The following is a 25,830-nucleotide window of genomic DNA, read 5'->3' on the forward strand; positions in this document are numbered from 1 at the left end:
TATGAGAGTCTTGGGTGTTGAACTTTACGATTCACCGGATCGGATCAGCACGTCGGGCCGGTCGTAGGTGCGGCCCTGAAACACCGCCCGGCGAACCGGCCAGTCATTTGCCGGCGTGAGATTCTCCCATCCCTCGGAATGCAGCAGGAAGGTGTCCACGACGGCTGCCGAGCCGATGCGTTCCTGCCAGACGGCCGCCCAGCCCTCCAGCCAGCGTTCCCCGGAGGTCGGCAAGAAAATCCCTTCGGAGGGCTCGCGGGCGGTGAGGGCGACCATCGGCGTCAGCCGCCATTCGTGCTCATATTGGGTGGGCTTTAGCAGGATTTTGCCGGCCTCCAACGCCACGATCACTTTCTCGCCGAGTTTGGCCGTGGCGATGTGCGTGGCCCCGAGCCGCAGGGCGAGGTTGAATTCGGAACGAACGGTGGAATCAAGCTGCCCGAAACAGACCGTCCGGGAACAAGTGGCGAAGAGGCCATCCTTGCGGGCCGTGGCTTGAAGCGTGACCCATTCATTGACGGGCGTGTGGCTAAACTCCCGGCGGCGGTACTGCCGGCTTCGACCGTCGCCGGATACCTGCAAAGCCTCCACATGGACGCCGTGCCGGAACAACCGGTGGGCGAGATGGCCGGCGATTTCCTCCTCCGGCTCGCCCTTGGTGATGTTGCGAGCGGTCGCCTCGACGGCGTGGGCCGTCAATTTGCCAAGCGCCCGCAGGTGGTCCCATTCATACTGGCTCAGATGCCGCCGCGCGGTGAGAAAGTATGAGCCAACATCTTTGCAATCGCGGAAAGGCTGGTCGCTGGCGATCTTCCGGCCATACACCAAATCGGCCATCAATTGGTCGCGGCTGGCAGTCCATTGCCATTCCTTGAGTTGGAAGCCGAGCCGGTCTAGTTCCTCGTCGAAGAATCGTTGCGAATCGGTGGCCGAGCAAATCAGCCAGCGTTGGGTGGGATTGAAGAACAACGCGGGGCGTTCATCCCGTCCGAAGAACCCCACGGGTTCGGCTCCGGCCGTCAGCCAGCGGAAATTGGCCGGGTGCAAGACCAGCAATCCATCGCTCTGAGAATCGTGCAGGAGTCTGGAGATCATCTCCTGCTTGGCGTCGATGTCCAGCCGCCGGAGGGCGATTTCCGCCTCGGATTGGGTGACGGCCGTCTTCTCTTCGGGGGATGGCATTGATGCTCCGGGTGGCCTTCAACGTGAGATCTGTGATCGAGAAGACCTAGTGCAAAATCAAGCAGCAACATTTGCAAATGATTTGCAAGAGCCCCACTGCGTCAGCGGTGGGGGTGGCCGTCACACTCAGAAAACAACCCCCACCGCTGACGCAGTGGGGCTCTTGAATATCTCACACACAAGATGCTTGTTGATTTTGCACAGGTTCGTCCAGACTATTTCAAAGTCCATGCCGCCGACCTCCGCATGGCCTCCTCATGGCTGACCACCCGCCCGGCTTTCGCGTCGGCTTCCCCTTCGCGTATCGCGGCCAGAATGGCCAGTTCCTCGCTAATCTGCCGCAAGGAAGCGGATTCCGGCATCAACCCCAACGCCTCGGTGGCGATCTGTTTCTCAGTAAGCACGGGTGTTTCGGATGGCATGGTCAACCTCGATCATGAAGACACCATTGAGACCGTGTCATTTTCCGTATGGCAGCGGGATGCTTCCGGCCACATAACGCCGGGACATGTTCTGATAGCGATCGCTCAACATCTTTGTGCGGGCCACTTCCTCATCTGTCACGCGACGGACTACCTTGCCGGGAACCCCCACCACCAAGGATCGCGGCGGAATGACGGCCCCCTCCAGCACGACGGCCCCGGCGGCGATGATGCACTCGGCGCCGATCTCGCTGCGATTCAACAATCGGGCGCCGATGCCGATGAGCGTGTCGGCCCCGATGCTCTTGCCGTGCAGCACGGCCGAATGGCCGACGACCACGCCCGGTTCGATCACCTGCGGAACGTCGAATTCGCAGTGAACCACGCTGCCATCCTGGATGTTGACCCGCTCGCGCAGCGTGATCTTCGCCACATCGCCGCGAATGATGACGCCATACCAAAGGTTGACGCCCTGTTCGAGGACGACATCCCCGGTGACAACGACTCCCTCCGCGATGAACACTCCGCCGACTTCCCGCATCGCCACGCCCCCGAATTTCGTAGAACAGGCCGAACTTCCAACCACCGTGTCTTCATCTTACCAATGCGAACAACCGCCGTCGTCTTTCCATTTGACCAGTTTGGCAGCGCCGGCACGGGAGCCGGCGCTCAACTGATGGGGGACGCCCTGCGGGAAATGCTGGAAGACATCGATGAAGAAACCGAACCCACCCGCGGAGATTGCTTTGTTGACCAAGTAAGCATCGAAGAATTCACCTTCGACACGCCGGCGCATTGCCTTGATTGGAGAAAAACCGCCGCCGCCGTGATCCGCGAAAAATTCGACGGCGGGGAATCCTTGCTCTGGCTGGCGGGGAATCATCTATGTGTGCTTCCGGTTTACGAAGCCTTGGACAAAAACGATCTGGTGATTCAGTTTGACGCCCATCTCGACGTTTACAACCTGTCGGACAGCGTTAGTGAATTGTCGCATGGCAATTTTCTGATGCACACCGACGGGTCATTGCCCCGCGTCGTCAACATCGGCTCGCGGGATCAGTTTTTGCCCGACAAACACACCGGAGAGTATTTCCATCGCATCCGGACCGCCGAGGACTGGCACACGGATCCGGCGAGTGTGCTGAAGTCTCTCCAATCGCTGGTGAAAAAGGCCGGGCGAATCTGGCTGGATATCGACTGCGATGCGTTCGACCCCTCATACTTCCCGGCGGTGCAGCATCCGCTGCCGTTTGGGTTGAGTCCCGCCCATGTGTTGCAAATTTTGGCGGCCGTATGGTCGCCGAAGATCGTCGGCGTGTCGATCAGCGAATTCGACCCCGGACGGGACCGGGATGATCGTTCCCTCTCGACGCTAGTGTGGCTGATGGAATGGCTTCTGCTGAAGCGTTACGAATCGGCGGGTTGATGCCACTTCACGAGATTGCCATCCAGATCATCAAAAAACGCGCTCCGGGGAAGCACGAGATCACACCCGGCGGCACGGGCATTTTTCAGACGTTGGGCATCCACATGGGAGCCAAAAGCGACGATTCGCGGCCTCGGCTTGATGCTCCCCACGGCCGACACCAAAGCCGCCGGGTCGAGGGTGTTGTTGTGCAGATCGACCAGCACCGCCGCCGGTTGTTTTTCCAGATGCGTGACCGCCTGGGCTTGGGTGCGGGCGATCACCACCTCGAAGCCGAGGGCCTTCGCATGGCCGCCGATACGGCTGCCGTCGATCATGTCGTCACTCAGGATCAGGCATAACGGCATTTCGGAGAACCTCGACGGGGCGGGTGTGTCGCTACAATCAATCGTATTCCGGCGAAGAGTCAACCGTGCCACGATTTGAACCACACGAACACTTGCGAAAACCGGCCGAGTTTCAGGCCGTCTATGATCGGCGCCGCTCGGCGGCCGACACGACGCTGATTGTATACGTCAAGGAAAACGGCTTGGGTTACTCCCGCCTGGGGATGTCCGTCTCCAAGAAATTCGGCATCGCCGTGCGGCGAAACCGCATTCGCCGGTTGATGCGGGAAGCCTACCGTTTGACCAAAGATGACCTGTCGCCCGGTTATGACCTGGTGCTGATTCCCCGGCATTTGCCGGAGTATTCACTAGCGGACTTTCAAAAATCGTTGCTCAAGCAGGCGAAGCACGCCATCAAGAAGATCGTCCGCGACGCGGAGTCGAAACCACCGGAGCCGCCGCCATGTTCCGAAAACTCCTCACCGGCCTGATCGTTTTGCTGGTGCGAGGCTACCAACGGGTGATCCGGCCGGTGCTGCCGCCGAGTTGCATTTATCAACCCGGTTGCAGCGAATACATGATTCTCTCCGTGCGGAAATACGGCCCGCTTTTCGGCACCGCCAAGGGCGTCTGGAGGGTGTGCCGCTGCCACCCCTTCAACAAAGGCGGCGAAGACTGGCCCTGAAAAAATCCCGGCATATTCGTCTGAAACACTTTTGGACCATCTCTATGCGTCATTATTCATTGCTGTTGCTCGCCTTTCTGATGTCCGTTGGACCTTTTGTGAAGGCCGAGGAAACACCGGCCGGGCAACGGTTACAACGGGCAAAGGAGTTTCATCAACGCTCGCAAGAACGCACTGGGGTTCTAGTGCCGATGTATGTCTACCCCGAAAACATCCACAAGAATGCGGCTTACAATCGGCTGATCGAATTGAAACGCCGTCATGAAACGGTGCCGATGTGGGTCATCATCAACCCCGCCTCCGGACCGGGCAAGGCCGTGGATGCCAATTACACCAAGGCCATTGACCGCCTCATGGGGGCCGGTTGCGTGGTGTTGGGCTACGTGTCAACAAACTACGGCAAACGCCCCGAAGCCGATGTGAAAAAGGACATCGACCAATGGCTGAAACTCTACCCGCGAACGCAGGGAATCTTTTTTGATGAAATGATCTACGAGGACAAAGAAGCCGGGGTGAAGCATCAATCCACCCTCAACCAATACGCCCACGGTCTTGGCTATTGGCCGACCGTCGCCAACCCCGGCGCGCCAACGCCCGGCCGTTACTTCGCCGCCGAGGCTGCTGATGTGATTGTGGTGCATGAAGGGGACAAGTGGCCCAAAGAAGAAACCTTGAAAGGCGACTACTTCGGCGGCAACTCGGACTACCCGCCCCACACGCGGGCGGTGTTGCTCCACTCGCAGGACAAACTCGACAAAGCCGCCCTCAAGATGGTCCGGCAGTATTCGCGTCGGGTCTACGTCACCGAGGGCCTGTTCCGGGAAAATGACCCCAAGGCCGCCAATCCGTGGGGGATATTGTCCAAGCATCTGAATGAGCTTTGTGAGGAATTGGCGGGACAGTAATTATTTCGGCCGCAAATGTAACTGCCCGCAAAATTGCACTTGCTTTGCTTGCGAAGATCAGTCAAAAATTACGAATTGCAAATGTGGATGTTCACCCCAACCTGATTGATTCTAACTCTCCCCCGGAATCAAAACATCTGCCGATGCCCTCCCGCCGTTTTATTTTTATGATCGCTTTTTAAGGAAATGCCATGCCCAATCCCCAAGCCACCCGACGTGGTTTTACGCTCATTGAGCTGTTGGTGGTGATCGCCATCATCGCCATCCTGATCGGCTTGCTGCTGCCCGCCGTGCAGAAGATCCGGGAGGCCGCCAACCGGATGAAGTGCTCCAACAACCTCAAACAGTTGGGGTTGGCCCTGCACGGATTCCATGACGTCAACGCCGGTTTCCCCTTGTTGAACGAAGGAAACGGCGGAACTCGTTCCACAAGTCCGCAGGGCAATGAAAATCGCAACACGGGTCTGATGCGCATCCTTCCATACATGGAGCAGGACAACGTTTACGCGATTGTCAACCAACCTTACACGACGGGTGGAGTAAATTACCTGCCTTTTGGTCCGATCCGCAGCACGCCTTACACACCGTATCAAACAACATTCAACGTGTTTATGTGCCCGTCCAACCCGGCGGCAGCCCAGATTTGGGGGCTGGCTTGGGGGCCTCGCAGCTATGCGACCTGTGTGGGGGACAGCATTGTTGGCATTGATTCCAATGCCAACAACCGGGGCGTGTTCAGCCGGACGGCGACCACGATGGCCTCGGTCACCGATGGCTTGTCCAACACGGTGTTCATGGGAGAGCGGGCTTTTGGCTCCAGCAACAATCGCAGCACCAAGGGATATTTCGCCAACAATGTCGGCTCTCTCAACACGAATCCCGCCGCCTGTCTCAGCACGGCTTCCGGCGGACTCTATCTGCCCTCGCAATCGGTGATGACCGACCGGCCGGCCGGCGTGCAATGGTTCGACGGTTATCCCGCCTTTACCGGCTTCAGCACCATTCTGCCGCCCAACAGCCCGTCGTGCGCGGTCGAGAACTGGGGGGATAGTTGGGGGATTTTCAGCGCCAGCAGTTTCCACACCGGCGGCGTCAACGTGATGTTGGGGGATGGTTCGGTCCGCTTTGTGACTGACGGCGTGAACACGGGTTCGCTGACCTCCGCCGAACCCACCGGCGGCGTCAGCCCCTACGGGGTTTGGGGAGCCTTGGGAACCAAGGCTGGCGGTGAAACTGCCCCCCTGCCGTAATCCGCGTTGTTCCCGTGATGGTTCCGTTTAATTTGCCCTCTCCGAGGTTCTGGCCCTAATGTTCCGTTCTGTTGCTGGTTGGTGGTCCCGATGCCTGTTCATCGGATTGCTGGCGGTCCCGGCTGGTTGCGATTCCGGGCGTCTTAAAACCGTTCCCGTCACCGGAACGGTTCTCTGGAAGGGCAATCCCATCGAAGGCGTGACCGTGGTTTTCAGCCGCGGTCAATCGTCCATCAACGACGGGGAAATTGCGATCGGCAAGACCGATGCCGCAGGCAAATTCGAGTTGACGACGCATTTCGGACCACAGGCCAGCGCGCCGGGGGCGGTGGTTGGGAACTACAAGGTCACCATCTCCAAGCAGATTCCCCCGCCCAATATTGATCCCGAAAAATACAAGGCAATGGTGGAGGCGGCGAACAAGATTGCCGAGACCGGTAGCACCGTTCCACCGAACAAACAACCACCTCCGTTGGTGGAGTTGTTCCCCGCCGCGTTTTCAGGAAATGCCGCCACGAAGCTGACTGCGAATGTCACGCCCGGCGGGCCAAATGTGTTTGAATTTAAGGCCGAATAACGAACAATTCCGAATGCGGGTCACATGACCCGCTATTTTTCAAACGCTGAGTGACCGGCCGTTGTCCCCCGCTCCGAGTTTCAGCAAGAACGAGGCGGCCTTGGCGGCCCATTGATCGGCGTTTTGGAATTGGGCGGCTTTGTCGGCCCAGCATTGCCGGAGCATGTCGGTGTCGATCACGCCGGGGTTCAGCGGAATAGCCGCCATTCCGGCGGGCAATTCTTGGGCAAGAGCCAGCGTCATTCCTTCGATGGCATATTTCGACGCGCAATACGGAGCCACGTTCGGTGAAGTGGACCGGCCCCAGCCACTCGACAGGTTTACGATCACGCCGGAAGCCCGTTCGACCATCGCGGGGACAAAGGCCCGGATCACGTTGGCCGGGCCTTTGATGTTCACATCAACCACTTGGTCAAAATCCTCGGCCGGAACTTCCCACAGCGGGGCGATGTCGTTCATCAGGGCGGCGTTGTTGATGAGCAAATCCGGGATGCCGATTTTGGCAAAGACACCCGTGGCCCAACCCTCGACCGATTGGGCATCCGTCACATCAATCGCCGTGAACGAATGCGGCGATCCGAAAAGAGTTTTCAATTCGGCGATCTGGCTGGCATTGCGCCCGCAACCGACGACCGTGTGTCCGGCCGCCACGAACCGGGGAACCAACGCCCGGCCAAGTCCGCGGGTGGCCCCGGTGAGAACGATAATCTTCGGATTGCTCATGAATCAAGAATAGTCGAAGGGGAGGGAGTTTCGGGCGTCTGGATAAAAAACGGAGAGTTGTTTCGGAAAATTCATTCTTGCGAATGCAAATCAGTTTGGTCGCCAGAATCGAAGGGCGGGACAGGCATCAAGTTCCGGGGGCCGTCTCACGTCGGACACTTTTAATCAATTGAAGTGACGTTCTCAGGCGGCCGGGGCGCCCCGGCTCGCCTGAGTCAAAATGTGCGGAAAAAAGTCACGAAGCCGGGGCGAGTTGGTAGCCCTTGCAGTAGTACACGCCGGCCGGGGGCATGTTCCACGGGACCAGCGTGAAAGAGACGTCCGCGAAATACTTCTTGTACAGGCCGCGATAGACATAAGGCATGTTGGTGAGCTGGCGGAACATGCCGTTCGGCCCCAACACCTTGGCGGACATGGCGATCACGGCGTCCCGCAGTTCCTTCGGGAACGACGGCAACGGCAGGCCGGAAATCACGTGGTCGGCATGGGAGATGCCCCGAGCGGCCAGGATTTCATCCAGTTTGCAAGCGTCGCCTTCGACGATGTCGTGGCCGGGGAACTTTTGTCGCAGCACGTCGCAAAAGTCCCGGTCCCGCTCCACGATCACCAGCCGGGTGTTTGGCCCGGCCTGGCTCACGAGGGTCTGGGTCACCGGGCCGGTGCCGGCACCGAGTTCCACCACGCATTTCGTCGTGGCCCAGTCGATCCCCTTGGTGATCGACCGGCACAGGAAGCGGGAACTGGGATACCAAGAGGCCACCGCCGTTCCCTGACTGAGGAACTTGCGAAGCATCAGCCAGGACTCGGGGGAGGTTTTCTTTTGTTTCGTCATGGTTATTTCCGGAGAATTCTGTTTCTCACTGGGTGCGATCATGAGGGAACCTGACTCGGCTTGTTGGTGACTAGTTTGACAAAACTGGGCTGAGCGGTCGGATTCTTCGACGTGAGGAAGTGAACCACCAGCCGGTTCACCAGCCACGGCTTCTCAATCTGCGGGGCATGCCCGCAGGCCGGCAGCGTGACAAACGCCCCGTATGGCAACTCCAAAGCGGCCCGTTCGCCTTCCATCGGGTCCACGATCTGGTCGTCCTTGGCGCCGATCAACAACACCGGCATCATCAGATTTTTCATCTGGTGACGAACAGTGTGGTCATTCGTCCCCTTCACCGTGCGGATGAGTGCCAGTTTCCATTTGCGGTTCTCAAAGCATTTCTTGTAGTAAAGCAGCATGTTCCGGTCGGCCTTGTCGGGCTTGTAGAACACGGACTTCACCATCGATTGATAATCGCTCCGGCGGACGCCGTCCATAATTGGCAGCTTTTCCACGTCCCCCATGCCGGACGGACAGATCAACACCACCCGGCCAACCAGATCCGGGTATTTGGCCGCGAACTCCACGGCCACCTTGCCCCCCAGGCTGCTTGACACAATGTGGTATGGCGGCGTCTGGGCGAACTGCGTGACAAATGAGTGCAGTTGCTCCACAAGGTATTCGATGGTGATCGGCAGGTCGGCCTTGAGCCGGGCCTGAAAATGTTCCCCGTTGTAGGCCAGCAGGTTGGGGGCCAGCACATCAAAATACCGGCCCCAGAACCGGGTGTTGCGGAACCATGTCTCTGATTGTTCCGCGAGACCATTCAACAGGATTAATGAGTGTTTGCGACCGTACTTTTTCGGTCGGAGCCTGTTCAACAAACCCTTCCAAGAGGCGGGCATGGTTCGCGGGACTCCTTAGCGTCGGTGCCGGAGAGATCAGGGACAATTGTCAGAATGTTCCTGATGACGCGGGTTTGTTCTGAAAAAAATGGGAACCCGCCTCACCTAAGCATACGGGAATGTGGACGAGGGAAAACGGAGAGAAGGGGAAAACCGAGGGGCATACACGGTTTCTTCACTGTTGGCTTGAGAGAATTCTTCCCAGTTTGTGAAGACCCCCGACAATCAGCCCCGACTTTGCCGGTCGGGCCGGTTATTTTGAATTTTCCGTGTGAAACGATCAAGAAGCTTGCAGTGGCCCCCCCGAATTGGCCGATGATCCCGCAGACGAGGGGATAGTCCTTCAACACACAGGCCGGGATTTGCCTCCCGGAAATTCATGCGGGTTCGCGGCCGCCACCGATCGTGCCTGATCACCAGCTTGATGCTGGCCTGCCTGGCCAACATCGGTTGCCTCGGTGGTTACCATGCGCCGGACGCCCAGACGTTTGTCGCCCCGCCCGCCGTCATCCCTTCCGAACTGAGCAAGATTTCGCTTCCCCCTTATGTGGTGGAACCGCCGGATATTCTGCTGATCGAAGTTTACACGCTGCCCCAAACCAAGGGACAACCGGCCACGGTGCTTTCCCCCCAACCGATTGGCGGGCAGCATCTGATCCGGCCTGATGGCACGGTGAATCTCGGCATCTGGGGTTCGTTGCCGGTGAGCGGCCTGACAACCGATCAGATTCGGGACAACGTGCGGAAGCACATCTTCAACCAGATGAAGACGCTGCCGTTCATCAAGGAAAAGGGCACGGAAGTGGACGACCCGGACAAGTTGTTCGTGGTCGTCGATGTGATCGCGTACAACTCGAAAGCCTACTACATCATCACGGACGGCGCCGGGTACGGGGAGCAGATCTACCGCTTCCCGAGCCAGGGATACGAAACCGTGATCGACGCCCTCTCGAACATCAACGGCATCCCGCTGGTCGGCTCCCGGAACAACATCTGGGTGGCTCGCCGGACGCCTTACGCCGGACAGCCGGACCAGATTTTGCCGGTCGATTATGTGGCCCTCACCCAACAAGGTGTGACGACGACCAACTATCAGATTTTGCCGGGCGACCGCATTTATGTGAAAGCCGAGAAGATTTTCGCGGTAGACGGTTTCCTGCAAAAGTTCCTGACGCCGGTGGAGCGGGTTCTTGGGGTGACGCTGCTCGGCAGTTCGACCTATAACTCGATTACCAACCGGACTCTAAACACCAACAACGCGAGCCGGTGAGCATCGGGAGCGACACCATGAGATGGATGCGAATCGCGGCAGTCATGGCAACCCTCTGGGCCGGAAGCGAGGCGAAGGCCCAGATCACCTCGCCGAACAACCCGTCGGGGTATGCCAATCAAGGGGCGTTCGGCCGGAACAATCAGCCGCTGAGTTCGTACCTGAACCTGCTTCGCGGAACGAACAACGCGGTGAATTATTACTATGGCGTGCGGGGAGGCTCCCAGCCGTTCGGTTTCACGGGGATGTTTAACCAAGGTTCCCAAGGAGTCCGGCAAACCTTCTTTCCGGTGGTGGATAACCTGAGCGAATTGGCCGACGACCCCAATGCCGCGCGGGCGGTGATGCCAACGGGCCATCCCGTGGGGTTCAACAACACACTCGGATATTTCGGAGGCGGCGGTCCCATGCAAAACAACCGCCCGCAGCAGTCGCCGTTCAAACCAAAGAAGTAACCCTGACCGGCAGGTTTTCAACCAGAAACTAAAAACCAGAAACTTACTTTGCGATTTCTTCCCACGATCACCGGCAATCCCACTCGTCTGCTGACGGGGCTGGCTCTCTGCGTCACCGCGTTGCCGGCGTTCGCGGAAGAACCGACGCCAAGCCGGGTCTACCCGCAAACGTACACCGACCGGGTGACGCCGTGGTACGATCCGTCGGGTTGGTATCGCAAGATCGAGAACGCATTCACCAAGGACGAACCGCCGGTCAAGTCCGAGAAGGTTCCCATCGTCACGGCCGTTCCCGTGTCGGAATCGAATCCGACGACTTCGGTTTCGGCCGTCCCTTCGGGCACGAAAACGGCGGCTCCCATTCCGGTGACTTCCGCACCGACCGTGTCTTCCAGTCCGGTTGATGCCATGATGGTTCGACCGGCCGAGGCTGGCCCGGCGTGGAAGTGGTATGGCTATGGAACGGTGACGCCGAGCCAGAACCCGCTTGCCCCGCAGGGGAGTTACAAATCGGTGCCGCACGACTGGCACGCCCAAAACGGCACGACCCCCGGCGCGCTCCCCAGTCTTGGATCGCCGCTGATGGTGAACACCAAGCCGCAGCCCGAACCGATGTCAACGCCAATGCCGTTGGCGACGAAAACAAACATCGGTTCGCCTCCGGCGCCGCCGAAAAGCAATGTCCCGGATCTCGGCCCGGCTTCTCCGTCGATCACGGATCAGAAACCGCTCGGGCCGGACATTGTGATGCCGACGGTCGAAACGCCCAAGGACGAAGAACACAAACTACCGGCGGTGGTGACGCCCCCGGCCATTGTGCCTGCCACACCCGTGGTGAACGAGGGAAGCGAATCCATCATTCAACCGGCTCCGGCCGTGTTGAAGCCGCCAAAGCCCGACCAGCAACCCGTTGAAGAGGAAACACCCGCTTCGGCGTTCCCGACTTCCGGCGCCATCTTGCGGCGGCCGATTCGCATCGAATCGCCCGATGTGCCGACGCCGGTTCTCCCGGCTCCGGTCCCCGTGCCGACTCCCGCTCCGGAGCAACCCCGGACACCGGCCGTTGAACAACGGCCCGTCCGGCCGATTCCGGCGCCGGTCCCCGAACAACCTCGGATGCCAGTCGCCCCGCAAAGGCCGATCCAGCCGGTGGAACGTCCCGACGGAGCGGCTTTGCCGAGCGTCAATACAGACAGCCCGGATATTCCCGTGGAGTCGGCCCCCGGCATTGTGATTCCCGGCAGCCCCGGCTCGATGTCCCGATTGGCCCGGCCAAGTTACATCGCCCGCGCCCAGCAACCTAACCCGCTGGAAGAAGCGATTCGCCGCACGGCCGGGGAGATCGTGCGGGACATCCGACCCACCGGCCCGAATGCCTTCGCGGTGGTGCTGAAACCCGGCAATATTGACGCCGCCTGGCAGGCCCGCGAACGCCTTTCCAAGTTGCCGGAATTGAAGCGACTGACTATCACTTTTGAAATCCCCGCCCGATAACGCCGCCTTCCCGCCTGTTGAATTCCTCTCCCGGTCGTGGTAACCTGCACACACTTCCCGGAGGACGATCCATGAATCGACGGGCGTTTCTTTCCGATGTCGGCTTGGGTTTCACCGGCCTCGCCCTCGGCTCCCTGCTCCATCAAGAGGGGATTGCTCGCGGCGGCGAACCCGTCAAGGCATCGGCCATTGCCCCCAAGGCCAAGTCAGTGATCTGGCTGTTCATGGTCGGCGGCGTGTCGCAGGTCGAATCGTTCGATCCCAAGCCGGAACTGAACAAATACGCCGGGAAGACCATCGCCGAATCCCCGCACAAGAAGACACTCGACTCGCCGTATCTGAAGAAAAACCTTCGGGAGTTCGTGGCGGGGCAGCACAAAATTCAGCCGACCATCTACCCGATGCAAGTGGGTTACAAAAAGCGGGGCAAGGTTGGCGTGGAGGTCTCCGATTGGTGGCCGCACGTTGGTGATTGTGTCGATGATCTGGCCATCGTCCGGTCCATGTGGACGACGGATAACGACCACGGCGCCCAACTTCAATTCCACACCGGCCGGCATGCGCTGGAAGGGGCCTTCCCGACTATCGGCTCCTGGGCCACTTACGGCCTCGGCACGTTGAACGAAAACCTGCCAAAGTTCGTGGTGCTGGGCACCCCGCTCGCCGATTGTTGCGGCGGCACGAACGGCCACGGGGCGCATTACCTCGGGCCGGAGCACAGCGGCGTGCGCATCAACATCGACCCGAAGAACCCACTTCCGTTCGGCGCCCCGAGCGGGGACAAATTCCGCGAGGAACAAAAAGCTGAGTTCGATTTGCTCGGCAAACTCAATCGACTCTCGGGCATCGAATACCCGGATGATCCCGGCTTGAAGGCCCGCATCAAGAGTTACGAACTGGCCTACCGGATGCAGACGGCCGTGCCGGAACTGGTCGATTTCAGCAAGGAAACCGAGGCGACTCAAAAGCTCTACGGTCTCGACAACGCGACCACGAAAACCTTCGGGCAACAATGTCTCGCCGCCCGGCGGATGGTTGAGTCAGGTGTGCGGTTCATTCAGGTGTTCCACGGTTCCAACGGCGGGGCCGGTGCGTGGGACGCCCACGGCGGCTTGAAGGCCAACCACTCTTCGTTGTGCGCTCAAGTGGATCAACCCATCGCCGGGTTGTTGAAAGATTTGAAACAACGCGGTTTGTTAAAGGACACCATTGTGGTGTGGGCCAGTGAATTTGGCCGGACACCCGGCGCCCAGGGGGGTGACGGGCGGGACCATCATCCCTACGGTTTCAACGTCTGGCTGGCCGGGGGTGGCATCAAGGGGGGCGTGGTTCACGGGGCGACGGACGAACTCGGCTTCCATGCCGTGGAAAACCGTCATTACGTGACCGACATCCACGCCACTGTGTTGCATCAGCTTGGCCTCGATTCTCGGAAACTCGAAATCCCCGGCCGGAAGCGGCTGGACATCGATCACGGAACGGTCATCAAGGAAATTCTGGCGTGAAGCATCAACGGATTTGGATCGGCGTGTTGGTTCTGTGTTTCGGCTGTCAGTCCTCCCCGACAACGCCCCCGGACACACTCGCGGCCTCGGTCGATGAGACGCTGACCCTGATGAATGACCGATTGGGGTTAATGAACGCGGTCGCCGAGAGCAAGCTCCAGTTGAACTTGCCCGTCGAGGATGCGAGCCGGGAAGAGGCGATCTTGCAGGCCGTCGAGGTGGATGCCAAAGCGGCCGGGCTGGACAAAGCCTTCGCCCGCGAGTTCTTCACCGCCCAATTCGAGGCGGCCAAGTTGATTCAAGCGGAGGCCAAGAAGTCCCTGCCCAAAACGGCCCCCAGCGAAGAGGGGATGAAAAAAGCGGGAGAAAAACTCACGGAACTGCGAACGAAGATTAACGACTTGAACATCAAGCTGTTGACCACCCTCGGCAAAATCGACTGGAAGGCCCGCGACACGGACGCCCGGAAACGATTCGCCGAACGCGGACCCGAGTTGTTGAAGACCCACCCGGAAACCGTGCGGGCGAAGGCTCTTGCTCCACTGTTGTCGAAATAAAGCAAAGAAGAGTTCTCGCAAAGTACGCAAAGGGGACGCAAAGTTCGCCAAGAGTCAACGAAATAAATGATGACTCCGATGCCGGATGGTTCGAGAACCATTTTTCATTGACTCTTGGCGAGCTTTGCGTCCCCTTTGCGTACTTTGCGAGAACTCTTCTCTTCTTCTGTCTTCTCTTCATCCCGAAGTCAGTCTCTCAGAGTTCGTTCTGTCAGGTGCAAAAACACCTTTTCCAGATTGGTTTCCTCGCTTTGGAATCCGGTGAGTTCCAGATCCAATTCCCTCAGAATGCCCATCACTTTTACCACCAGCCCGGCCACCGCCGGACCGGCCACGGTGATGGAATTGCCCCCGGATTTCGAGATCTTGATGCCGGCTGCCGTCAACTTCTCCTTGACATGATCGGCCCCGGAGTTGACCCGGAAGGTCACGGTGTCGTCGAGCTTTCGCAACAGGTTTTTAAGCGTGTCGCAGGCGATCAATTTGCCATGATCCATGATGGCGATGCGGGGACACAGAGCCTGGACTTCCTCCATGTAGTGGCTGGTGTAAATCACCGTCAGCCCGGCCGCGTTGAGGGCTTTCACCTGTTCAAAAATGTGATTGCGTGATTGCGGATCGACGCCGGTGGTCGGTTCGTCGAGAAACAACACCTTGGGCCGATGGACGATGGCGACGCCAAGGTTCAGGCGCCGTTTCATCCCGCCGGAGAAGGTGCCCGCCCGTTGGTCGGCCTTGTCCCGCAGGGCGGTGAGTTCCAGCACCTCATCCACGCGAATCGTCAGTTCTTTGCCGGAAAACCCGTAGAGTTTGCCGAAGAAACGAAGGTTCTCCCGAGCCGTCAGATCCCCGTAGATGGCCAGTTCCTGTGTGCCGATCCCGAGTAACTGCCGCTGGGCCAGATTGTCCCGCCGCAGGATTTCACCCGCAAGCCGGACCTCGCCGGAAGTGGCGTCGTGCAGGCACGCCAGAACTCCCAACAGCGTGGATTTCCCCGCCCCGTTGGGGCCGAGAAGCCCGAACATCTCGCCGGACTCGATCTCGAAGGAAACCCCCGAAAGGGCCTCGAAGGATCCATACGATTTGCGAAGATCGGTGACGTTGAGCAACGGAAACTCTTTGTGGGAGAAGGATCAAAAGACGAATGGCAATCATTTAACCAGCAAATTCAAGACCGCCAGCGACATGGTTTTTACGCCGGTTTTCATCGTCAGATCCGGTTGCGGGTAGTAGCCATCCGTGTGGGCGCCCGGAAGGGGGCTGCCGCCGTCTTTCTTGGACAGCGCCACGCGGTCGGCCGACACCGAGCCGAGGAAATACATGAACACCGGGATCTGGCCGTTGAGGGAGTAGCGGGAAAAATCCTCGCCCCCCATGATCGTTGGCCGGGCGTGTAACTTGTCTTCACCGAGCAATTGCCGGAAGAGGCCGACGGTTTTGCGGGTCAGGTCCACGTTGTTTTCGAGCTTCGGGGTGAACTCGTCCATCCGAACGGTCACTTCCGGTTCCGGGGCGTTGGCGCTTGCGGCGGCGGCCTTTGCCTTGCGTTCGATGGCTTCCAAAATCATCTTCCGCGTCGAATCCTTGGTGGACCGCACCGTGATTTGAAGTTTCACATCGTTCGGAATGATGTTTGCTTTCGTGCCACCGTGGAAGGAGCCGACCGTCACCACCGCCGGGTCAACCGGGTTCACCTCCCGGCTGACGATGGTTTGCAAGTCGATCACAAATTTGGCGGCAATCACAATCGGGTCGATGCAATTGTGCGGGGCGGCCCCGTGGCCTCCTTTGCCTTTGATGACCACTTCGACGGTGTCCACGTTGGCCATCGCCAGGCCCTCGGTGAAGTGGATGTGCCCGGCTTCCAGCAAGGCATCCGCGTGCAGGGCGAGGCAATAGTCCGGTTTCGGGAATCGCTTGTACAAACCATCCTCCAGCATCGCCTTGGCCCCGGCCCCGATCTCCTCGGCCGGTTGGGCCACGAACACCAATGTGCCCTTCCATTTGTCCTTCATGGCTGTCAGGACGCGGGCCGTCCCGACCCAACAGGTCATGTGGACATCGTGGCCGCAGGCGTGCATCACGCCGACTTCCCGGTTGGTCTTGTCCCGCACCATCACCTTGCTCGCATAGGGCACGCCGGTTTGCTCGATCACCGGCAAGGCGTCCATGTCGGCCCGCACCAGCACGGTCGGTCCGTCGCCGTTCTTCAGCACGGCCACCACGCCGGTGATCCCGATTTTTTCCGTCACCTCGAAGCCGAGCTTTTTCAGTTCACCCGCGATCAAGGCGGCCGATTTCTCTTCCTTGAAGGAGAGTTCCGGGTTCTGGTGCAAATGTTTGTACATGTCGACGAGGCCGGGAAGTTGTTCTTTCACGTGGCCGTCGACCAGGGGCACATGCTCCTTCAATCGTGGTTCAACCTCGCCCGGTTCTTTGGCGGACAACGCCGCCGGAAGCAACAACAGCAGACAGGGAAGTGATCGACGGATCATGGCGGGACTCGCGGAAGCGGGCCAACGGGGGAATGACAAAGGAGAGAGGGCCGCCGACCATGCGGTCGGCCGGCCCATTCAAGCGAGATATGCCGGAGCGGGGCCAGTTGCAAGCCACGCCGGGAAATCCGTTGCGAAGAGACTCACGAACGAACCCCGGAGCGATGATTGAAGAAAATTCTCCAGACCACCCCGGCGGCCGCCAGCAAGCCGAGCAGCACGGCGGCGACGATTTGCGGAGTGTCGGGTCGGAAGTGTCCGTTTTGAAAAGCGGTCACCCCCAGATAACCGACGAGAACCAGCAAAACGCCGATTCCCATGAAGGGAATCAGCCCGACGAGGGAGTTGGATTTCTGGCTGGAAACCGTCGCCTCCCCTGGGCCGTCGATTCAATGCGTCGGTGGCCTTCCTCGCGGGCGGCCACTCGCTCGCGGGCGTGGGTGACCATGTCGTGCGGAAGTCGCTCGCCGCACCATTCGCATGCGCCCGTGGCGAATTTGCGCAAATCAAGCATCACGTTGCAACTCGGACATTTTGTGTTGGTCATTGGAGAGCCTCCGTGTGGTTTTTGGATCACCGGACAGGTTGAGACATTCACACCGACATGGGCAAAAAAATGATCTGTTACAAATCGACATGGGCAAAATATGTCCACTTAGTTTAGCCTGACGATCAAACTAATGCTGTAAAAATTTCTCCACCCAACGGGTTTTGCTTTCCAGAAACCAGAAATCAAAAACACCCGGCTGTTACACTATCCCCATGAACCCCATCGTTTTTGCCCTTCGTCATCCCTACACGGTGATGGTCGGCGTCGTGGCTTTGATCCTCGGCGGCGGGCTGGCGCTTAACCGAACCAAGGTGGACATCTTCCCGGCGCTCAACCAGCCGGTTGTTTATGTATGCCAGCCATATGGCGGCCTCGACCCCAACCAAGTCGAAGGGTTGCTGACGAATTATTACGAGTTTCACTTCTTGTACGTCTCCGGCATCCAGCGGGTGGAGAGCAAGAACATTCAGGGAATGGCCCTGATGAAGCTCTACTTCCATCCGGGAACGGACATGGCCCAATCGATGTCCGAAACGGTGGCGGCCGTCAACCGGGCGAGGTTCATGATGCCGCCGGGGACGGTGCCGCCGTTCGTGTCGCGGTTCGACACCGGATCGGCGGCCATCGGTTATCTGGTGCTGTCGAGTGAAACAAAGTCGATCAAAGACATTCAGGACATGGCCACGCTGAGGGTGCGCCCCGGCTTCTCCAACATTCCCGGCATCTCCACGCCGCCGGCGTTCGGTGGAAATCAACGGGCCATCGTCGTGAATCTCGACATGGACGAACTTCGCGGGCTGAATCTCACGCCCGAGGACATCGTGGATGCCATCGGCACCGGCAATGTCGTCAGCCCGTCTGGCAATGTCCGCATGGGGGACCGGCTGGTTCTTGTTCCCTCCAACGCGATGGCCGGGGCGAACCCGATCAAAGATTTGGGGAGCATCGCCGTCACCAAGGGGCCGAATCCGCGTTTCCTTCGGGATGTGGTGGATAAGGAAAAGGGCATCGAAGACAGCAGCGACATCACCAGCGGCTATGTGCTGGTCAACGGCCGGCGTTCCGTCTACATGCTGGTGACGAAGCGGGCCGATGCCTCCACGCTGGATGTGGTGAGCGAACTGCAAAAATCCCTGCCGAAACTGCGGGAACAAGTTCCAGATGATGTGAAGATCGAATTCGCCTTCGACCAATCCCCCATCGTGAAAGAGGCCATGTGGGGCGTGGCCTTCGAGGGGTTGCTGGGGGCCGCCCTCACCGGGTTGATGGTCGTGCTGTTCCTGCGAGACTGGCGGGCGGTGATCGTCGTCGTGTTGAATATCCCGCTGGCGTTGCTGGCCTCGCTCATCGGCATCTGGCTGTGCGGGCACACCATCAACTTAATGACGCTTGGCGGGCTGGCCCTTGCCGTCGGAATCTTGGTGGATGAGGCCACCGTGGAAGTGGAAAACATCCACACGCAGATGGATCGGACCGATTCAATGGCTCGGGCCGTGCGGCGAGGAAATTCGGAAACGGCCGTGCCGCGATTGCTGGCGTTGTTGTGCATCCTCGCGGTGTTCATTCCCTCGGCGTTCATGGAGGGTTCCGCAAGGGCATTGTTCCTGCCGTTGTCGGTGTCCGTGGCTTTCGCCATGATTGCCTCCTACATCCTGTCCAGCACATTTGTGCCCGTGCTGAGCGTGTGGCTGCTGAAACCGCTGGCTCATCACGCCCAAGGAACAAACCGGCTGCAACGACTGTACGAGAGTGTCGCCGCGAAGGGAGTGCTGCTTCGGCATCTGATCGTCCCTGCGTATTTCGGCGGAGCGGTGGCGGTCATCCTGATTCTCGGCTCACAGGTGGGCCGGGAGATTTTCCCCAGCGTGGACCGGGGGCAATTCCAATTGCGGTTGCGCGCCCCGACGGGCACGCGCATCGAACGCACGGAGGAATTGGCCCAAGAAGCCCTGCGATTCATCAAAGAAGAAGTTGGCCCGGACAACGTGGATCTCACGGTGGGTTACATCGGCATGTTCCCGACGAATTATCCTGTGCAGGCCATCTATCAGTGGACGAGCGGCCCGGAGGAGACCTACATCAAGGTTGCGCTGAAGGATGGCTCCGGCATCCGCGTTGAAGAGTTGAAAAAGCGACTGCGGCAAAAGCTTCCCGATCATCTGCGAAACTGGCTTTCGGAGAAGTGGCGGGCCGAGGGAATTTCCGAGGACGAGATCGCCCGGCGCGCCCCCGGCCTGCGAGCGTCTTTTGAGCCGGCGGACATCATCAATGAGGTGATGAGCTTTGGCTCCCCCACCCCCGTCGAGGTGGTGGTGTTCGGGCCAAAACTTCCGGAAACAATCGCCCACGCGGAGAAGATTCGGCAGGAACTGGCCAAGATCAAAACGCTGCGTGACCTGCAAACGGTGCAGGCCCAAGACTACCCGACCGTTGAAGTGCGAGTGGACCGCGAGCGGGCCGGTACTTATGGCGTGAAAATGTCCGACGTGTCCCGTTCACTGGTGGCGGCGACGGCCTCCAGCCGATATCTGGCGCCGAATTACTGGCGAGACCCGGCCACCGGACAGGGGTACATCGTGCAAGTGCAAGTTCCCTTCGCCAAGATGACATCGCCACGGGAAATCGAACTGATGCCGGTGAAGGGCAACCACGCCGCCTACCCGACCGGTGAGGCCGGCGGCATGACCGGTGGCATCGGCCGGTCGATCCTGTTACGGGATGTCGCCGCTGTGCGGGAGGGGACGATGCCCGGCGAGGTGGACCGCTACAACATGCGGCGAACCATCAGCCTGACGGCCAACATTGAGGGGAGCGACCTCGGCACGGCCGACCGCGAAGTTCGCCGGGCCGTGGCGGCGGCGGGCGATCCTCCCCGCGGCGCGACCGTGGCGGTGCGGGGCCAATTGGAGCCAATGTCCCAAATCTTCCGGGGGATGCAAACGGGATTGGTCCTCACGGTGTTGGTGATCTTCCTGTTGCTGACGGCCTACTTCCAATCGGTGCGTCTGGCCCTCGCCTCCGTGGCGGCCGTTCCGGCGGCGCTGGCCGGGGTGGTGGTGATGTTGCTCGTCACCGGGACGACGCTGAATCTGCAATCGTTCATGGGGGCGATCATGACTTGCGGCGTGGCCGTCGCGAATGCGATTCTCCTAATCACCTTTGCGGAACGGGAACGCCATGCCAACGGCGGGGACGCGAAGACCGCCGCCACCACGGCGGGGCGAACCCGTCTAAGGCCGATCCTGATGACCACCTGCGCGATGATCGCCGGGATGATGCCGATGGCGTTGGGAATCGGCGAGGGGGGAGATCAAACCGCCCCGCTTGGCCGGGCAGTGGTCGGCGGGTTATTGTTCGCCACGGTGGCGACGCTGTTCGTGTTGCCGGGCGTGTTCACGCTGTTGCAACGGAAAACCTCGACCGCCTCGGCCTCGCTGGACCCGGATGACCGCGATAGCAGGCATTTTGACGGCCCGCCGGATCGGTGACACGGTTTTTCCGGCCGCTCACCGTGTCGCCAAGTCTTTGTGTCACTAACACTATGACATCTCTCCCCGGAGTTTCTCGATGCTGCGGATCGCGGGCGTATTGGCCATTCTTGTCGCGTTGTACGCCACCCTGTTCATCACCAACCCGAATGCGGTGAACGCCAGCAATCTCGTGGACGTGGCCAACCGGCAGGGGTTCTACGGTGTTCTCACGCTCGGCGTGGCCATCCTTATCATCACCGGGTCCATCGACCTGTCGATGGGGTCCGTCGTCGGGTTGTCGGCCGTGGGGTTCGGGTTGATGATGTCGAAGGGAATTCATCCGTTTCTGGCCCTGTTGGTCATTTTGCTGGGCGGGGCCGCCATCGGGTGTCTGCATGGTTTGCTCGTCACCCGAATGAAATTACAAGCGTTTCTTGTCACCCTTTGCGGGCTGTTCGTTTATCGCGGAATGGCCCGGTATCTCTCGGAAAAGCCCATCGGTCTCGTCACCATTCAAAAGTCTCACCCGGAGTTTCAGGGGCCGATTGACTGGCTTCGGCTGGCGTTGATTGGCAAAGACGGCGAGGGGGCGTTGAACTTCCCCGCCCAGATGTTCGTGTTGATTGTCCTCGCCGCCATTGTCGGCGTGATCTTGCACAAGAGCGTGCTGGGCCGGTATTGGTATGCGATCGGCTACAACGAATCGGCCGCGAAATACGCGGGGATTTCCACCGACCAAAAGCGGATGATTAGTTTTGTGATCTGCTCCACTCTGGCGAGTCTGGCCGGGGCGTTGTTCCTGCTGGATGTGGGAACGGCCGATCCGACCAACGCCGGTGAAACATTGGAACTGTATGCGATCACCGGGGCCGTGCTGGGGGGATGTTCGCTGAAAGGGGGCGAGGGAACGGCCATCGGCATCGTGCTGGGGGCGGCCGTGCTGCCGTTGTTGAGAAACGTGGTGAGCTTCCTGCAAATCCCCGACTCGATCATCCCCGCCGTGATTGGCATCACGCTGTTGCTGGGAACCATCGCCGATGAATTTTTCCGGCGCCGATCCTCGGTCGGGAAGAAGTAAGGTTGTCTCGTGTCAGCCGATCAAGCCCAAGCCGGGGAACCGCCGGGTTAGTCTGGCGCCAGTCTCGGCGTCGGTGGCTCCGGGATTGCCCGACCAGTTCAATGATCTCAGCCGGGGCAGGCGGGGCGACTCGGCCAGAGCCATCAACCCTTCCCGGCTGATTTGATTATGAGACAAATCGAGCGACGTCAGGTTTGACAGATTCGATGTCCCCGAAATAACGGCCGCGGCCTCGTCGTCGAGCTGGTTGCCCGAGAGATTGAGCGCACTGAGGGCCGAGTCTTCACCGCTGGCGGACATGCACGCGACGGCTCCCTTCCCCAACAGATTGTGCGACAAGTCCAGGGAGCGCAGCCGCCGTAATGGGATGCACTCGTCGATTTGCCAGAGCACTTCGTCAATGATCTGTTGATTCACGAGAGTCAGACTGCGAAGGCTGGAAAAGCCGGCCCGTCGCATCGCCCCGCGCAGGTGGGAGAAATTGATGGCCGATTCCCGGCGAATGGCAAACTCCCGCAGTTGGTCCGGCAGGGGGGAATCCATCATCACTTCCAGATGCCCCGTGCGGATGCGGTCCATGCCCAACGTCAGGCTCCAGATGTTCAGCAGGTTCGGGGCATTCAGGTAAGGTTTGAGGATGGCGGGGTTTGGGATGTCCGAGATGAGTTCCAGCGACACGGCCATCCGAAAACAAGGTTGGGAGGCATATTCCAAAAGCCGGCTGACGCCGCTCTCCATGAGGAGGCGCCATTCGGGGATAGTCCACTGATAATAACGGGCCAGTTGAATGAACGAACGAAAGTGTCGCGAGTCGAAGCGGGGAGAGGGAAAGCCGCGAACAAAGTCGGTGTCGTCCAGAAACTTATGGAGCGGCGTCCACCATTTCCGTTGATGTGTCTGGAACAGTTCACGGCAACGCAGCCGGTTTTCGACAAACCGGTCGTCGATTCCTCCGCAGGCTTCCATTTGGGCATCATCGACTTGCCGTCGGATGAACTCGGCCCGGTCGGGATCGTCGTTCTCTTCCAGCCAGTCCGCATAGATGAGCCGGGGGGCGTCGTCATGCGGGTTCTCCCGGATGGTTTCCCACAACGCGGCCTGTTCGGGGTGCATCGGAGTCATGGTTGGATTGTACCCTCTGCGGAAGCGAACACAATCAGGAACCTTCCTGACCGATCAACCGGCCGGTCGGCGCCCGGTCAACTTTGCCCGCCTGTGTTCCTTTTTCTTTGAATACCCCGTTGGCATCGGGGCGTCGATTCTGGTACTCTGTGTGACAATCTCTCCAAGGATTTCCCTCATGAAGTGGCTGTCAGGTTTGTTCGCGGCGTTTTCCTTCGGTCTGTCGGCCCATGCCGCAGACACCGGATTCATCGACAAAGTTCACAAGGATTCTGACGGCAAAGAGGCGAAATATGTCGTCTATGTGCCCAAAGACTACGACGGCAAGAAGGAATATCCGGTCATCCTGTTCCTGCACGGCTCCGGCGAAACCGGGACGGACGGCAAAAAACAGGTCGCCACGGGCCTCGGCGGGGCGATTAAGAAAATGCCGGACTTCGGCTTCATCACCATTTTCCCGCAATCGCAATTGCGATCCTGGCAGGCCGGCAAGCCGGACGCCGACCGGGCGCTGGCCATCCTCGAAGCCGAAATGAAAACCTACAAAACCGATCCGAAACGGGTCTACCTGACCGGCCTCTCGATGGGCGGTTACGGCACCTGGAGCCTCGCCGCCAAATATCCGGACAAGTGGGCGGCCATTGTCCCGGTTTGCGGCGGCGGCAACCCGGCTGATGCCTCCAAGATCAAGGACATCCCTTGTTGGGACTTCCACGGCGACGCGGACAAGGCCGTGAACGTGGAAAAATCCCGCGAGATGATCAAGGCCCTCAAGGCCGCCGGCGCCGAACCCAAATACACGGAATATCCCGGCGTCGGCCACAACAGTTGGGATCAGGCTTATGGCACCAAAGAACTGTATCCGTGGTTGCTGAAGCACGCGAAGAAATAAGTTTCGAGTTCCAAGTTTCAACTTCCGAGTTCAAAGCAAGACGCCGGTGTTGGTTTTGAACTTGGAACTTGGAAGTTGAAACTTGGAACTTAAAGCCTGAGACTACAATCAACACCAAGTCCCCTTTTCCAAGGATCTCAAAACCATGTCAGAATCTTCCAGCGCAGATCGCCGCGACTTCCTGAAGGGGTCGGCGGCCGCCACGGCGGCGGTGGCCTTCACGGCCGCCAGTTACAACCGCGTTTACGGGGCGAACGAAGCCCTTCGCATCGGCTTCCTCGGGGTCGGCGGCCGGTGCCAGCAGCACATCGACGTCATCCTGAAAATGCAGGAAGAAGGCAAAGGCGTGAAGCCGGTGGCCGTGTGCGACGTGTGGGACGGCGACTTCACCAAGGGGATGAACCGCGCGACCGGCATCGCCAAGGGGCAGGGCTTGCTTCCCGCCGCCAAGCGCTGCGGGATCGACGCCAACGACTCCAAGCACGTCAGCAAGGATTACCAAGTCATCCTCGCGCAGAAGGACGTGGACGCCGTTTGCATCGCCAGCCCGGACCACTGGCACGCGAAGATGACCATCGACGCGCTGGAAGCCGGGAAAGACGTGTATTGCGAAAAGCCGATGACGCGGACCATCGCCGAGGCTCATGCCGTCGTCGATGCGTGGAAGAAGTCCGGCCGGGTGATGACCGTCGGCGTGCAGTCGATGGCCGACCCGACGTGGCGGCTGGCCAACGAGCACATCCGCTCCGGCAAGATCGGCAAGGTGGTGCAAGGGCAGACGAGTTACTTCCGTAACTCGGACGTCGGTCAATGGCGCTATTACTCGCTGACCAAGGATATGAACCCGAAGACCATCGACTGGAAGCGATTCCTTGGCGAAGGTTTCGCGGTCAACGGTGTGCCGATCGGCCCGGATGCGAAAGAATTCCCGTTTGACCGGGCCATCTTCGGCCAATGGCGCTGCTACTGGCCCTTCGGCGGCGGCATGTTCACCGACTTGTTCGTCCACCAGACGACTCACCTGATCGCCGCGATGGGCCTGCGGTATCCGAAGCGGGTGGTCGGCGGCGGCGGCATCTACATGGAATACGACACCCGCGACGTGCCGGACGTTGCCACGGTTGTGGCCGATTACGAAGAAGGCGCCCAAGTCATCATCACCGCGACGATGGTGAACGATCACCGCATCGAAGAAGCCATTCGCGGCCACTCGGCGACGCTGGTGTTCGACTCCAAGCCGGTGAATCCCAAAGACCCGAAGAGCCCGAAGGAATTCGGCTACACGATCCTGCCGCAGAAGGTTCAATCCGCTCCGAAGGGACCGGGCGGCCAGGCGGCCACCGAGGGAACATGGGTTCCCGGCGGCCTGAAGGGGGATGACACCTACGCCTTGTGGGCGAACTTCATCGAGCACGTGGCCAAGAGAGACCAGGACACTTTCAGCACTCCGGCCCTCGGGGCGGCCGCCTTCACGACCGTCAACATGGGCGTGCAGAGCTATCGCCAGGGCAAGGCCCTGTTCTGGGACAAAGAAGCCCGCAAGCCGGTCGAAGCCGATTCAAGCTGGGCGGCCATGTGGGAAAAGCGTTCCAAGGGTCGCGGCAAGCCGAACCAAATCGCCGGCTGGACCGGCGGCGAGGAAGGCAGCCTCCTGCACCCGCCGGAATACCAAAAGCTCGCCGGCCCGTGGGTGGACGGCAAAGACCCGGCCGAAGGCTAATTATTAGGCA

The 25,830-nt window shown here is 59.6% G+C and carries 27 protein-coding genes; 15 read left to right on the forward strand and 12 right to left on the reverse strand.

What is annotated here, in order from left to right; genetic code table 11:
* Positions 1-24 precede the first annotated feature (24 nt).
* The 3 genes from BGIM_RS0116960 to BGIM_RS62180 all read right to left on the reverse strand — a co-directional run bounded on the left by BGIM_RS0116960 (position 25) and on the right by BGIM_RS62180 (position 2,145).
* The gene (locus BGIM_RS0116960; protein ID WP_020470927.1) at positions 25-1,182 is read right to left on the reverse strand and encodes a M24 family metallopeptidase; all 1,158 of its coding nucleotides are present in this window, start codon (positions 1,180-1,182) and stop codon (positions 25-27) included.
* Between the two features lie 215 nt (positions 1,183-1,397).
* Entirely contained in the window at positions 1,398-1,604 is a 207-nt protein-coding gene (locus BGIM_RS0116965; protein ID WP_020470928.1) for a hypothetical protein, read from the reverse strand.
* A 37-nt stretch (positions 1,605-1,641) separates the two neighbouring features.
* The gene (locus BGIM_RS62180) at positions 1,642-2,145 is read right to left on the reverse strand and encodes a gamma carbonic anhydrase family protein (protein WP_020470929.1); all 504 of its coding nucleotides are present in this window, start codon (positions 2,143-2,145) and stop codon (positions 1,642-1,644) included.
* A gap of 63 nt (positions 2,146-2,208) precedes the next feature.
* On the opposite strand from BGIM_RS62180, the gene BGIM_RS62185 reads away from it, so the two are divergent.
* A complete protein-coding gene (locus BGIM_RS62185; protein ID WP_020470930.1) occupies positions 2,209-3,030 on the forward strand; it encodes an arginase family protein in 822 nt (273 codons plus the stop codon).
* On the opposite strand, the gene BGIM_RS50890 is transcribed toward BGIM_RS62185, so the two are convergent.
* The gene (locus BGIM_RS50890) at positions 3,012-3,377 is read right to left on the reverse strand and encodes a DNA-binding transcriptional response regulator (protein ID WP_020470931.1); all 366 of its coding nucleotides are present in this window, start codon (positions 3,375-3,377) and stop codon (positions 3,012-3,014) included. The two genes, BGIM_RS62185 and BGIM_RS50890, sit on opposite strands and share 19 nt — an antisense overlap.
* A 65-nt stretch (positions 3,378-3,442) precedes the next feature.
* Between BGIM_RS50890 and rnpA the strand changes: the two genes are divergently transcribed.
* From rnpA to BGIM_RS0117005, 5 genes are all read left to right on the forward strand, one after another.
* Entirely contained in the window at positions 3,443-3,847 is a 405-nt protein-coding gene (rnpA, locus tag BGIM_RS57680) for a ribonuclease P protein component (protein WP_157369161.1), read from the forward strand.
* Positions 3,820-4,041 carry a membrane protein insertion efficiency factor YidD gene (gene yidD, locus BGIM_RS0116990; protein WP_020470933.1) on the forward strand — a complete coding sequence of 74 codons (222 nt, stop codon included), beginning with the start codon at positions 3,820-3,822 and terminating at the stop codon, positions 4,039-4,041. Before rnpA ends, yidD begins: the two co-directional genes overlap by 28 nt.
* Positions 4,042-4,085: 44 nt before the next feature.
* Positions 4,086-4,946 (forward strand): spherulation-specific family 4 protein, encoded by an 861-nt coding sequence (locus BGIM_RS57685; RefSeq protein ID WP_020470934.1) that lies wholly within the window; start codon positions 4,086-4,088, stop codon positions 4,944-4,946.
* Between the two features lie 191 nt (positions 4,947-5,137).
* Entirely contained in the window at positions 5,138-6,196 is a 1,059-nt protein-coding gene (locus tag BGIM_RS0117000; RefSeq protein ID WP_020470935.1) for a DUF1559 domain-containing protein, read from the forward strand.
* A gap of 58 nt (positions 6,197-6,254) precedes the next feature.
* A complete protein-coding gene (locus tag BGIM_RS0117005; protein WP_020470936.1) occupies positions 6,255-6,773 on the forward strand; it encodes a carboxypeptidase-like regulatory domain-containing protein in 519 nt (172 codons plus the stop codon).
* Between the two features lie 39 nt (positions 6,774-6,812).
* Here the strand turns inward: BGIM_RS0117005 and BGIM_RS0117010 are convergent, their stop codons facing one another.
* The 3 genes from BGIM_RS0117010 to BGIM_RS0117020 all read right to left on the reverse strand — a co-directional run bounded on the left by BGIM_RS0117010 (position 6,813) and on the right by BGIM_RS0117020 (position 9,212).
* Complete coding sequence (locus BGIM_RS0117010) at positions 6,813-7,496, reverse strand: SDR family oxidoreductase (RefSeq protein ID WP_020470937.1); 684 nt, start codon at positions 7,494-7,496, stop codon at positions 6,813-6,815.
* Between the two features lie 235 nt (positions 7,497-7,731).
* Positions 7,732-8,328 (reverse strand): class I SAM-dependent methyltransferase, encoded by a 597-nt coding sequence (locus BGIM_RS0117015; RefSeq protein WP_020470938.1) that lies wholly within the window; start codon positions 8,326-8,328, stop codon positions 7,732-7,734.
* 38 nt (positions 8,329-8,366) lie between these two features.
* On the reverse strand, positions 8,367-9,212 hold the full coding sequence (locus BGIM_RS0117020; protein WP_020470939.1) for an alpha/beta fold hydrolase: 846 nt from the start codon (positions 9,210-9,212) through the stop codon (positions 8,367-8,369).
* A 379-nt stretch (positions 9,213-9,591) separates the two neighbouring features.
* Here BGIM_RS0117020 and BGIM_RS0117025 point away from each other — a divergent pair, with 379 nt between their 5' ends.
* The 5 genes from BGIM_RS0117025 (at position 9,592) to aroQ (ending at position 14,493) form a co-directional block, all read left to right on the forward strand.
* On the forward strand, positions 9,592-10,482 hold the full coding sequence (locus BGIM_RS0117025) for a polysaccharide biosynthesis/export family protein (protein WP_020470940.1): 891 nt from the start codon (positions 9,592-9,594) through the stop codon (positions 10,480-10,482).
* 17 nt (positions 10,483-10,499) lie between these two features.
* Positions 10,500-10,937 (forward strand): hypothetical protein, encoded by a 438-nt coding sequence (locus BGIM_RS0117030; RefSeq protein WP_020470941.1) that lies wholly within the window; start codon positions 10,500-10,502, stop codon positions 10,935-10,937.
* A 48-nt stretch (positions 10,938-10,985) separates the two neighbouring features.
* Positions 10,986-12,431: a hypothetical protein gene (locus BGIM_RS0117035; RefSeq protein ID WP_020470942.1), complete on the forward strand. Its 1,446-nt coding sequence runs from the start codon at positions 10,986-10,988 to the stop codon at positions 12,429-12,431.
* Between the two features lie 71 nt (positions 12,432-12,502).
* Positions 12,503-13,936 carry a DUF1501 domain-containing protein gene (locus BGIM_RS0117040; protein ID WP_020470943.1) on the forward strand — a complete coding sequence of 478 codons (1,434 nt, stop codon included), beginning with the start codon at positions 12,503-12,505 and terminating at the stop codon, positions 13,934-13,936.
* Entirely contained in the window at positions 13,933-14,493 is a 561-nt protein-coding gene (gene aroQ / locus BGIM_RS57690; protein ID WP_020470944.1) for a gamma subclass chorismate mutase AroQ, read from the forward strand. The genes BGIM_RS0117040 and aroQ overlap by 4 nt, the downstream gene beginning before the upstream one ends.
* A gap of 188 nt (positions 14,494-14,681) precedes the next feature.
* Here aroQ and BGIM_RS0117050 read toward each other — a convergent pair whose 3' ends face one another.
* The 4 genes from BGIM_RS0117050 to BGIM_RS63035 all read right to left on the reverse strand — a co-directional run bounded on the left by BGIM_RS0117050 (position 14,682) and on the right by BGIM_RS63035 (position 17,535).
* Complete coding sequence (locus BGIM_RS0117050; RefSeq protein WP_020470945.1) at positions 14,682-15,602, reverse strand: ABC transporter ATP-binding protein; 921 nt, start codon at positions 15,600-15,602, stop codon at positions 14,682-14,684.
* Between the two features lie 42 nt (positions 15,603-15,644).
* A complete protein-coding gene (locus BGIM_RS0117055) occupies positions 15,645-16,988 on the reverse strand; it encodes an amidohydrolase (protein ID WP_020470946.1) in 1,344 nt (447 codons plus the stop codon).
* A 143-nt stretch (positions 16,989-17,131) separates the two neighbouring features.
* The gene (locus tag BGIM_RS63030) at positions 17,132-17,308 is read right to left on the reverse strand and encodes a hypothetical protein (protein WP_020470947.1); all 177 of its coding nucleotides are present in this window, start codon (positions 17,306-17,308) and stop codon (positions 17,132-17,134) included.
* Between the two features lie 8 nt (positions 17,309-17,316).
* Entirely contained in the window at positions 17,317-17,535 is a 219-nt protein-coding gene (locus BGIM_RS63035; RefSeq protein ID WP_020470948.1) for a hypothetical protein, read from the reverse strand.
* A 215-nt stretch (positions 17,536-17,750) separates the two neighbouring features.
* Between BGIM_RS63035 and BGIM_RS0117065 the strand changes: the two genes are divergently transcribed.
* Both BGIM_RS0117065 and BGIM_RS0117070 read left to right on the forward strand, forming a co-directional pair.
* Positions 17,751-21,026: an efflux RND transporter permease subunit gene (locus tag BGIM_RS0117065; protein ID WP_020470949.1), complete on the forward strand. Its 3,276-nt coding sequence runs from the start codon at positions 17,751-17,753 to the stop codon at positions 21,024-21,026.
* 79 nt (positions 21,027-21,105) lie between these two features.
* Positions 21,106-22,086: an ABC transporter permease gene (locus BGIM_RS0117070; protein WP_020470950.1), complete on the forward strand. Its 981-nt coding sequence runs from the start codon at positions 21,106-21,108 to the stop codon at positions 22,084-22,086.
* A 12-nt stretch (positions 22,087-22,098) separates the two neighbouring features.
* Here the strand turns inward: BGIM_RS0117070 and BGIM_RS0117075 are convergent, their stop codons facing one another.
* Positions 22,099-23,208 (reverse strand): TIGR02996 domain-containing protein, encoded by a 1,110-nt coding sequence (locus BGIM_RS0117075; RefSeq protein ID WP_029630127.1) that lies wholly within the window; start codon positions 23,206-23,208, stop codon positions 22,099-22,101.
* A 178-nt stretch (positions 23,209-23,386) separates the two neighbouring features.
* Between BGIM_RS0117075 and BGIM_RS50910 the strand changes: the two genes are divergently transcribed.
* Positions 23,387-24,100, forward strand: coding sequence for a carboxylesterase family protein (locus BGIM_RS50910; protein WP_040889577.1), 714 nt, complete (start codon positions 23,387-23,389; stop codon positions 24,098-24,100).
* A gap of 145 nt (positions 24,101-24,245) precedes the next feature.
* Positions 24,246-25,820: a Gfo/Idh/MocA family protein gene (locus BGIM_RS0117085; RefSeq protein ID WP_020470952.1), complete on the forward strand. Its 1,575-nt coding sequence runs from the start codon at positions 24,246-24,248 to the stop codon at positions 25,818-25,820.
* The last annotated feature ends 10 nt before the right edge of the window (positions 25,821-25,830 follow it).

Origin of the sequence: Zavarzinella formosa DSM 19928, assembly GCF_000255705.1 — a bacterium.
Classification (GTDB): Bacteria; Planctomycetota; Planctomycetia; order Gemmatales; family Gemmataceae; genus Zavarzinella; species Zavarzinella formosa.

Excerpts from the sequence above, each read along its gene's own strand:
- BGIM_RS57685 (WP_020470934.1), top strand. The coding sequence starts at position 4,086 with ATGCGTCATTATTCATTGCTGTTGCTCGCCTTTCTGATGTCCGTTGGA.
- BGIM_RS0117030 (WP_020470941.1), top strand. The coding sequence starts at position 10,500 with ATGAGATGGATGCGAATCGCGGCAGTCATGGCAACCCTCTGGGCCGGA.
- BGIM_RS0117005 (WP_020470936.1), top strand. The coding sequence starts at position 6,255 with ATGTTCCGTTCTGTTGCTGGTTGGTGGTCCCGATGCCTGTTCATCGGA.
- BGIM_RS50890 (WP_020470931.1), bottom strand. The coding sequence starts at position 3,377 with ATGCCGTTATGCCTGATCCTGAGTGACGACATGATCGACGGCAGCCGT.
- BGIM_RS0117070 (WP_020470950.1), top strand. The coding sequence starts at position 21,106 with ATGCTGCGGATCGCGGGCGTATTGGCCATTCTTGTCGCGTTGTACGCC.
- BGIM_RS0117020 (WP_020470939.1), bottom strand. The coding sequence starts at position 9,212 with ATGCCCGCCTCTTGGAAGGGTTTGTTGAACAGGCTCCGACCGAAAAAG.
- BGIM_RS0117000 (WP_020470935.1), top strand. The coding sequence starts at position 5,138 with ATGCCCAATCCCCAAGCCACCCGACGTGGTTTTACGCTCATTGAGCTG.
- BGIM_RS50910 (WP_040889577.1), top strand. The coding sequence starts at position 23,387 with ATGAAGTGGCTGTCAGGTTTGTTCGCGGCGTTTTCCTTCGGTCTGTCG.
- BGIM_RS0116965 (WP_020470928.1), bottom strand. The coding sequence starts at position 1,604 with ATGCCATCCGAAACACCCGTGCTTACTGAGAAACAGATCGCCACCGAG.
- BGIM_RS0117010 (WP_020470937.1), bottom strand. The coding sequence starts at position 7,496 with ATGAGCAATCCGAAGATTATCGTTCTCACCGGGGCCACCCGCGGACTT.
- BGIM_RS0117015 (WP_020470938.1), bottom strand. The coding sequence starts at position 8,328 with ATGACGAAACAAAAGAAAACCTCCCCCGAGTCCTGGCTGATGCTTCGC.
- BGIM_RS62185 (WP_020470930.1), top strand. The coding sequence starts at position 2,209 with ATGCGAACAACCGCCGTCGTCTTTCCATTTGACCAGTTTGGCAGCGCC.
- BGIM_RS0117055 (WP_020470946.1), bottom strand. The coding sequence starts at position 16,988 with ATGATCCGTCGATCACTTCCCTGTCTGCTGTTGTTGCTTCCGGCGGCG.
- BGIM_RS0117025 (WP_020470940.1), top strand. The coding sequence starts at position 9,592 with ATGCGGGTTCGCGGCCGCCACCGATCGTGCCTGATCACCAGCTTGATG.
- BGIM_RS0117040 (WP_020470943.1), top strand. The coding sequence starts at position 12,503 with ATGAATCGACGGGCGTTTCTTTCCGATGTCGGCTTGGGTTTCACCGGC.
- BGIM_RS63030 (WP_020470947.1), bottom strand. The coding sequence starts at position 17,308 with ATGGGAATCGGCGTTTTGCTGGTTCTCGTCGGTTATCTGGGGGTGACC.
- BGIM_RS62180 (WP_020470929.1), bottom strand. The coding sequence starts at position 2,145 with ATGCGGGAAGTCGGCGGAGTGTTCATCGCGGAGGGAGTCGTTGTCACC.
- BGIM_RS0117075 (WP_029630127.1), bottom strand. The coding sequence starts at position 23,208 with ATGACTCCGATGCACCCCGAACAGGCCGCGTTGTGGGAAACCATCCGG.
- BGIM_RS0117085 (WP_020470952.1), top strand. The coding sequence starts at position 24,246 with ATGTCAGAATCTTCCAGCGCAGATCGCCGCGACTTCCTGAAGGGGTCG.
- BGIM_RS0117065 (WP_020470949.1), top strand. The coding sequence starts at position 17,751 with ATGAACCCCATCGTTTTTGCCCTTCGTCATCCCTACACGGTGATGGTC.
- yidD (WP_020470933.1), top strand. The coding sequence starts at position 3,820 with ATGTTCCGAAAACTCCTCACCGGCCTGATCGTTTTGCTGGTGCGAGGC.
- BGIM_RS0116960 (WP_020470927.1), bottom strand. The coding sequence starts at position 1,182 with ATGCCATCCCCCGAAGAGAAGACGGCCGTCACCCAATCCGAGGCGGAA.
- BGIM_RS63035 (WP_020470948.1), bottom strand. The coding sequence starts at position 17,535 with ATGACCAACACAAAATGTCCGAGTTGCAACGTGATGCTTGATTTGCGC.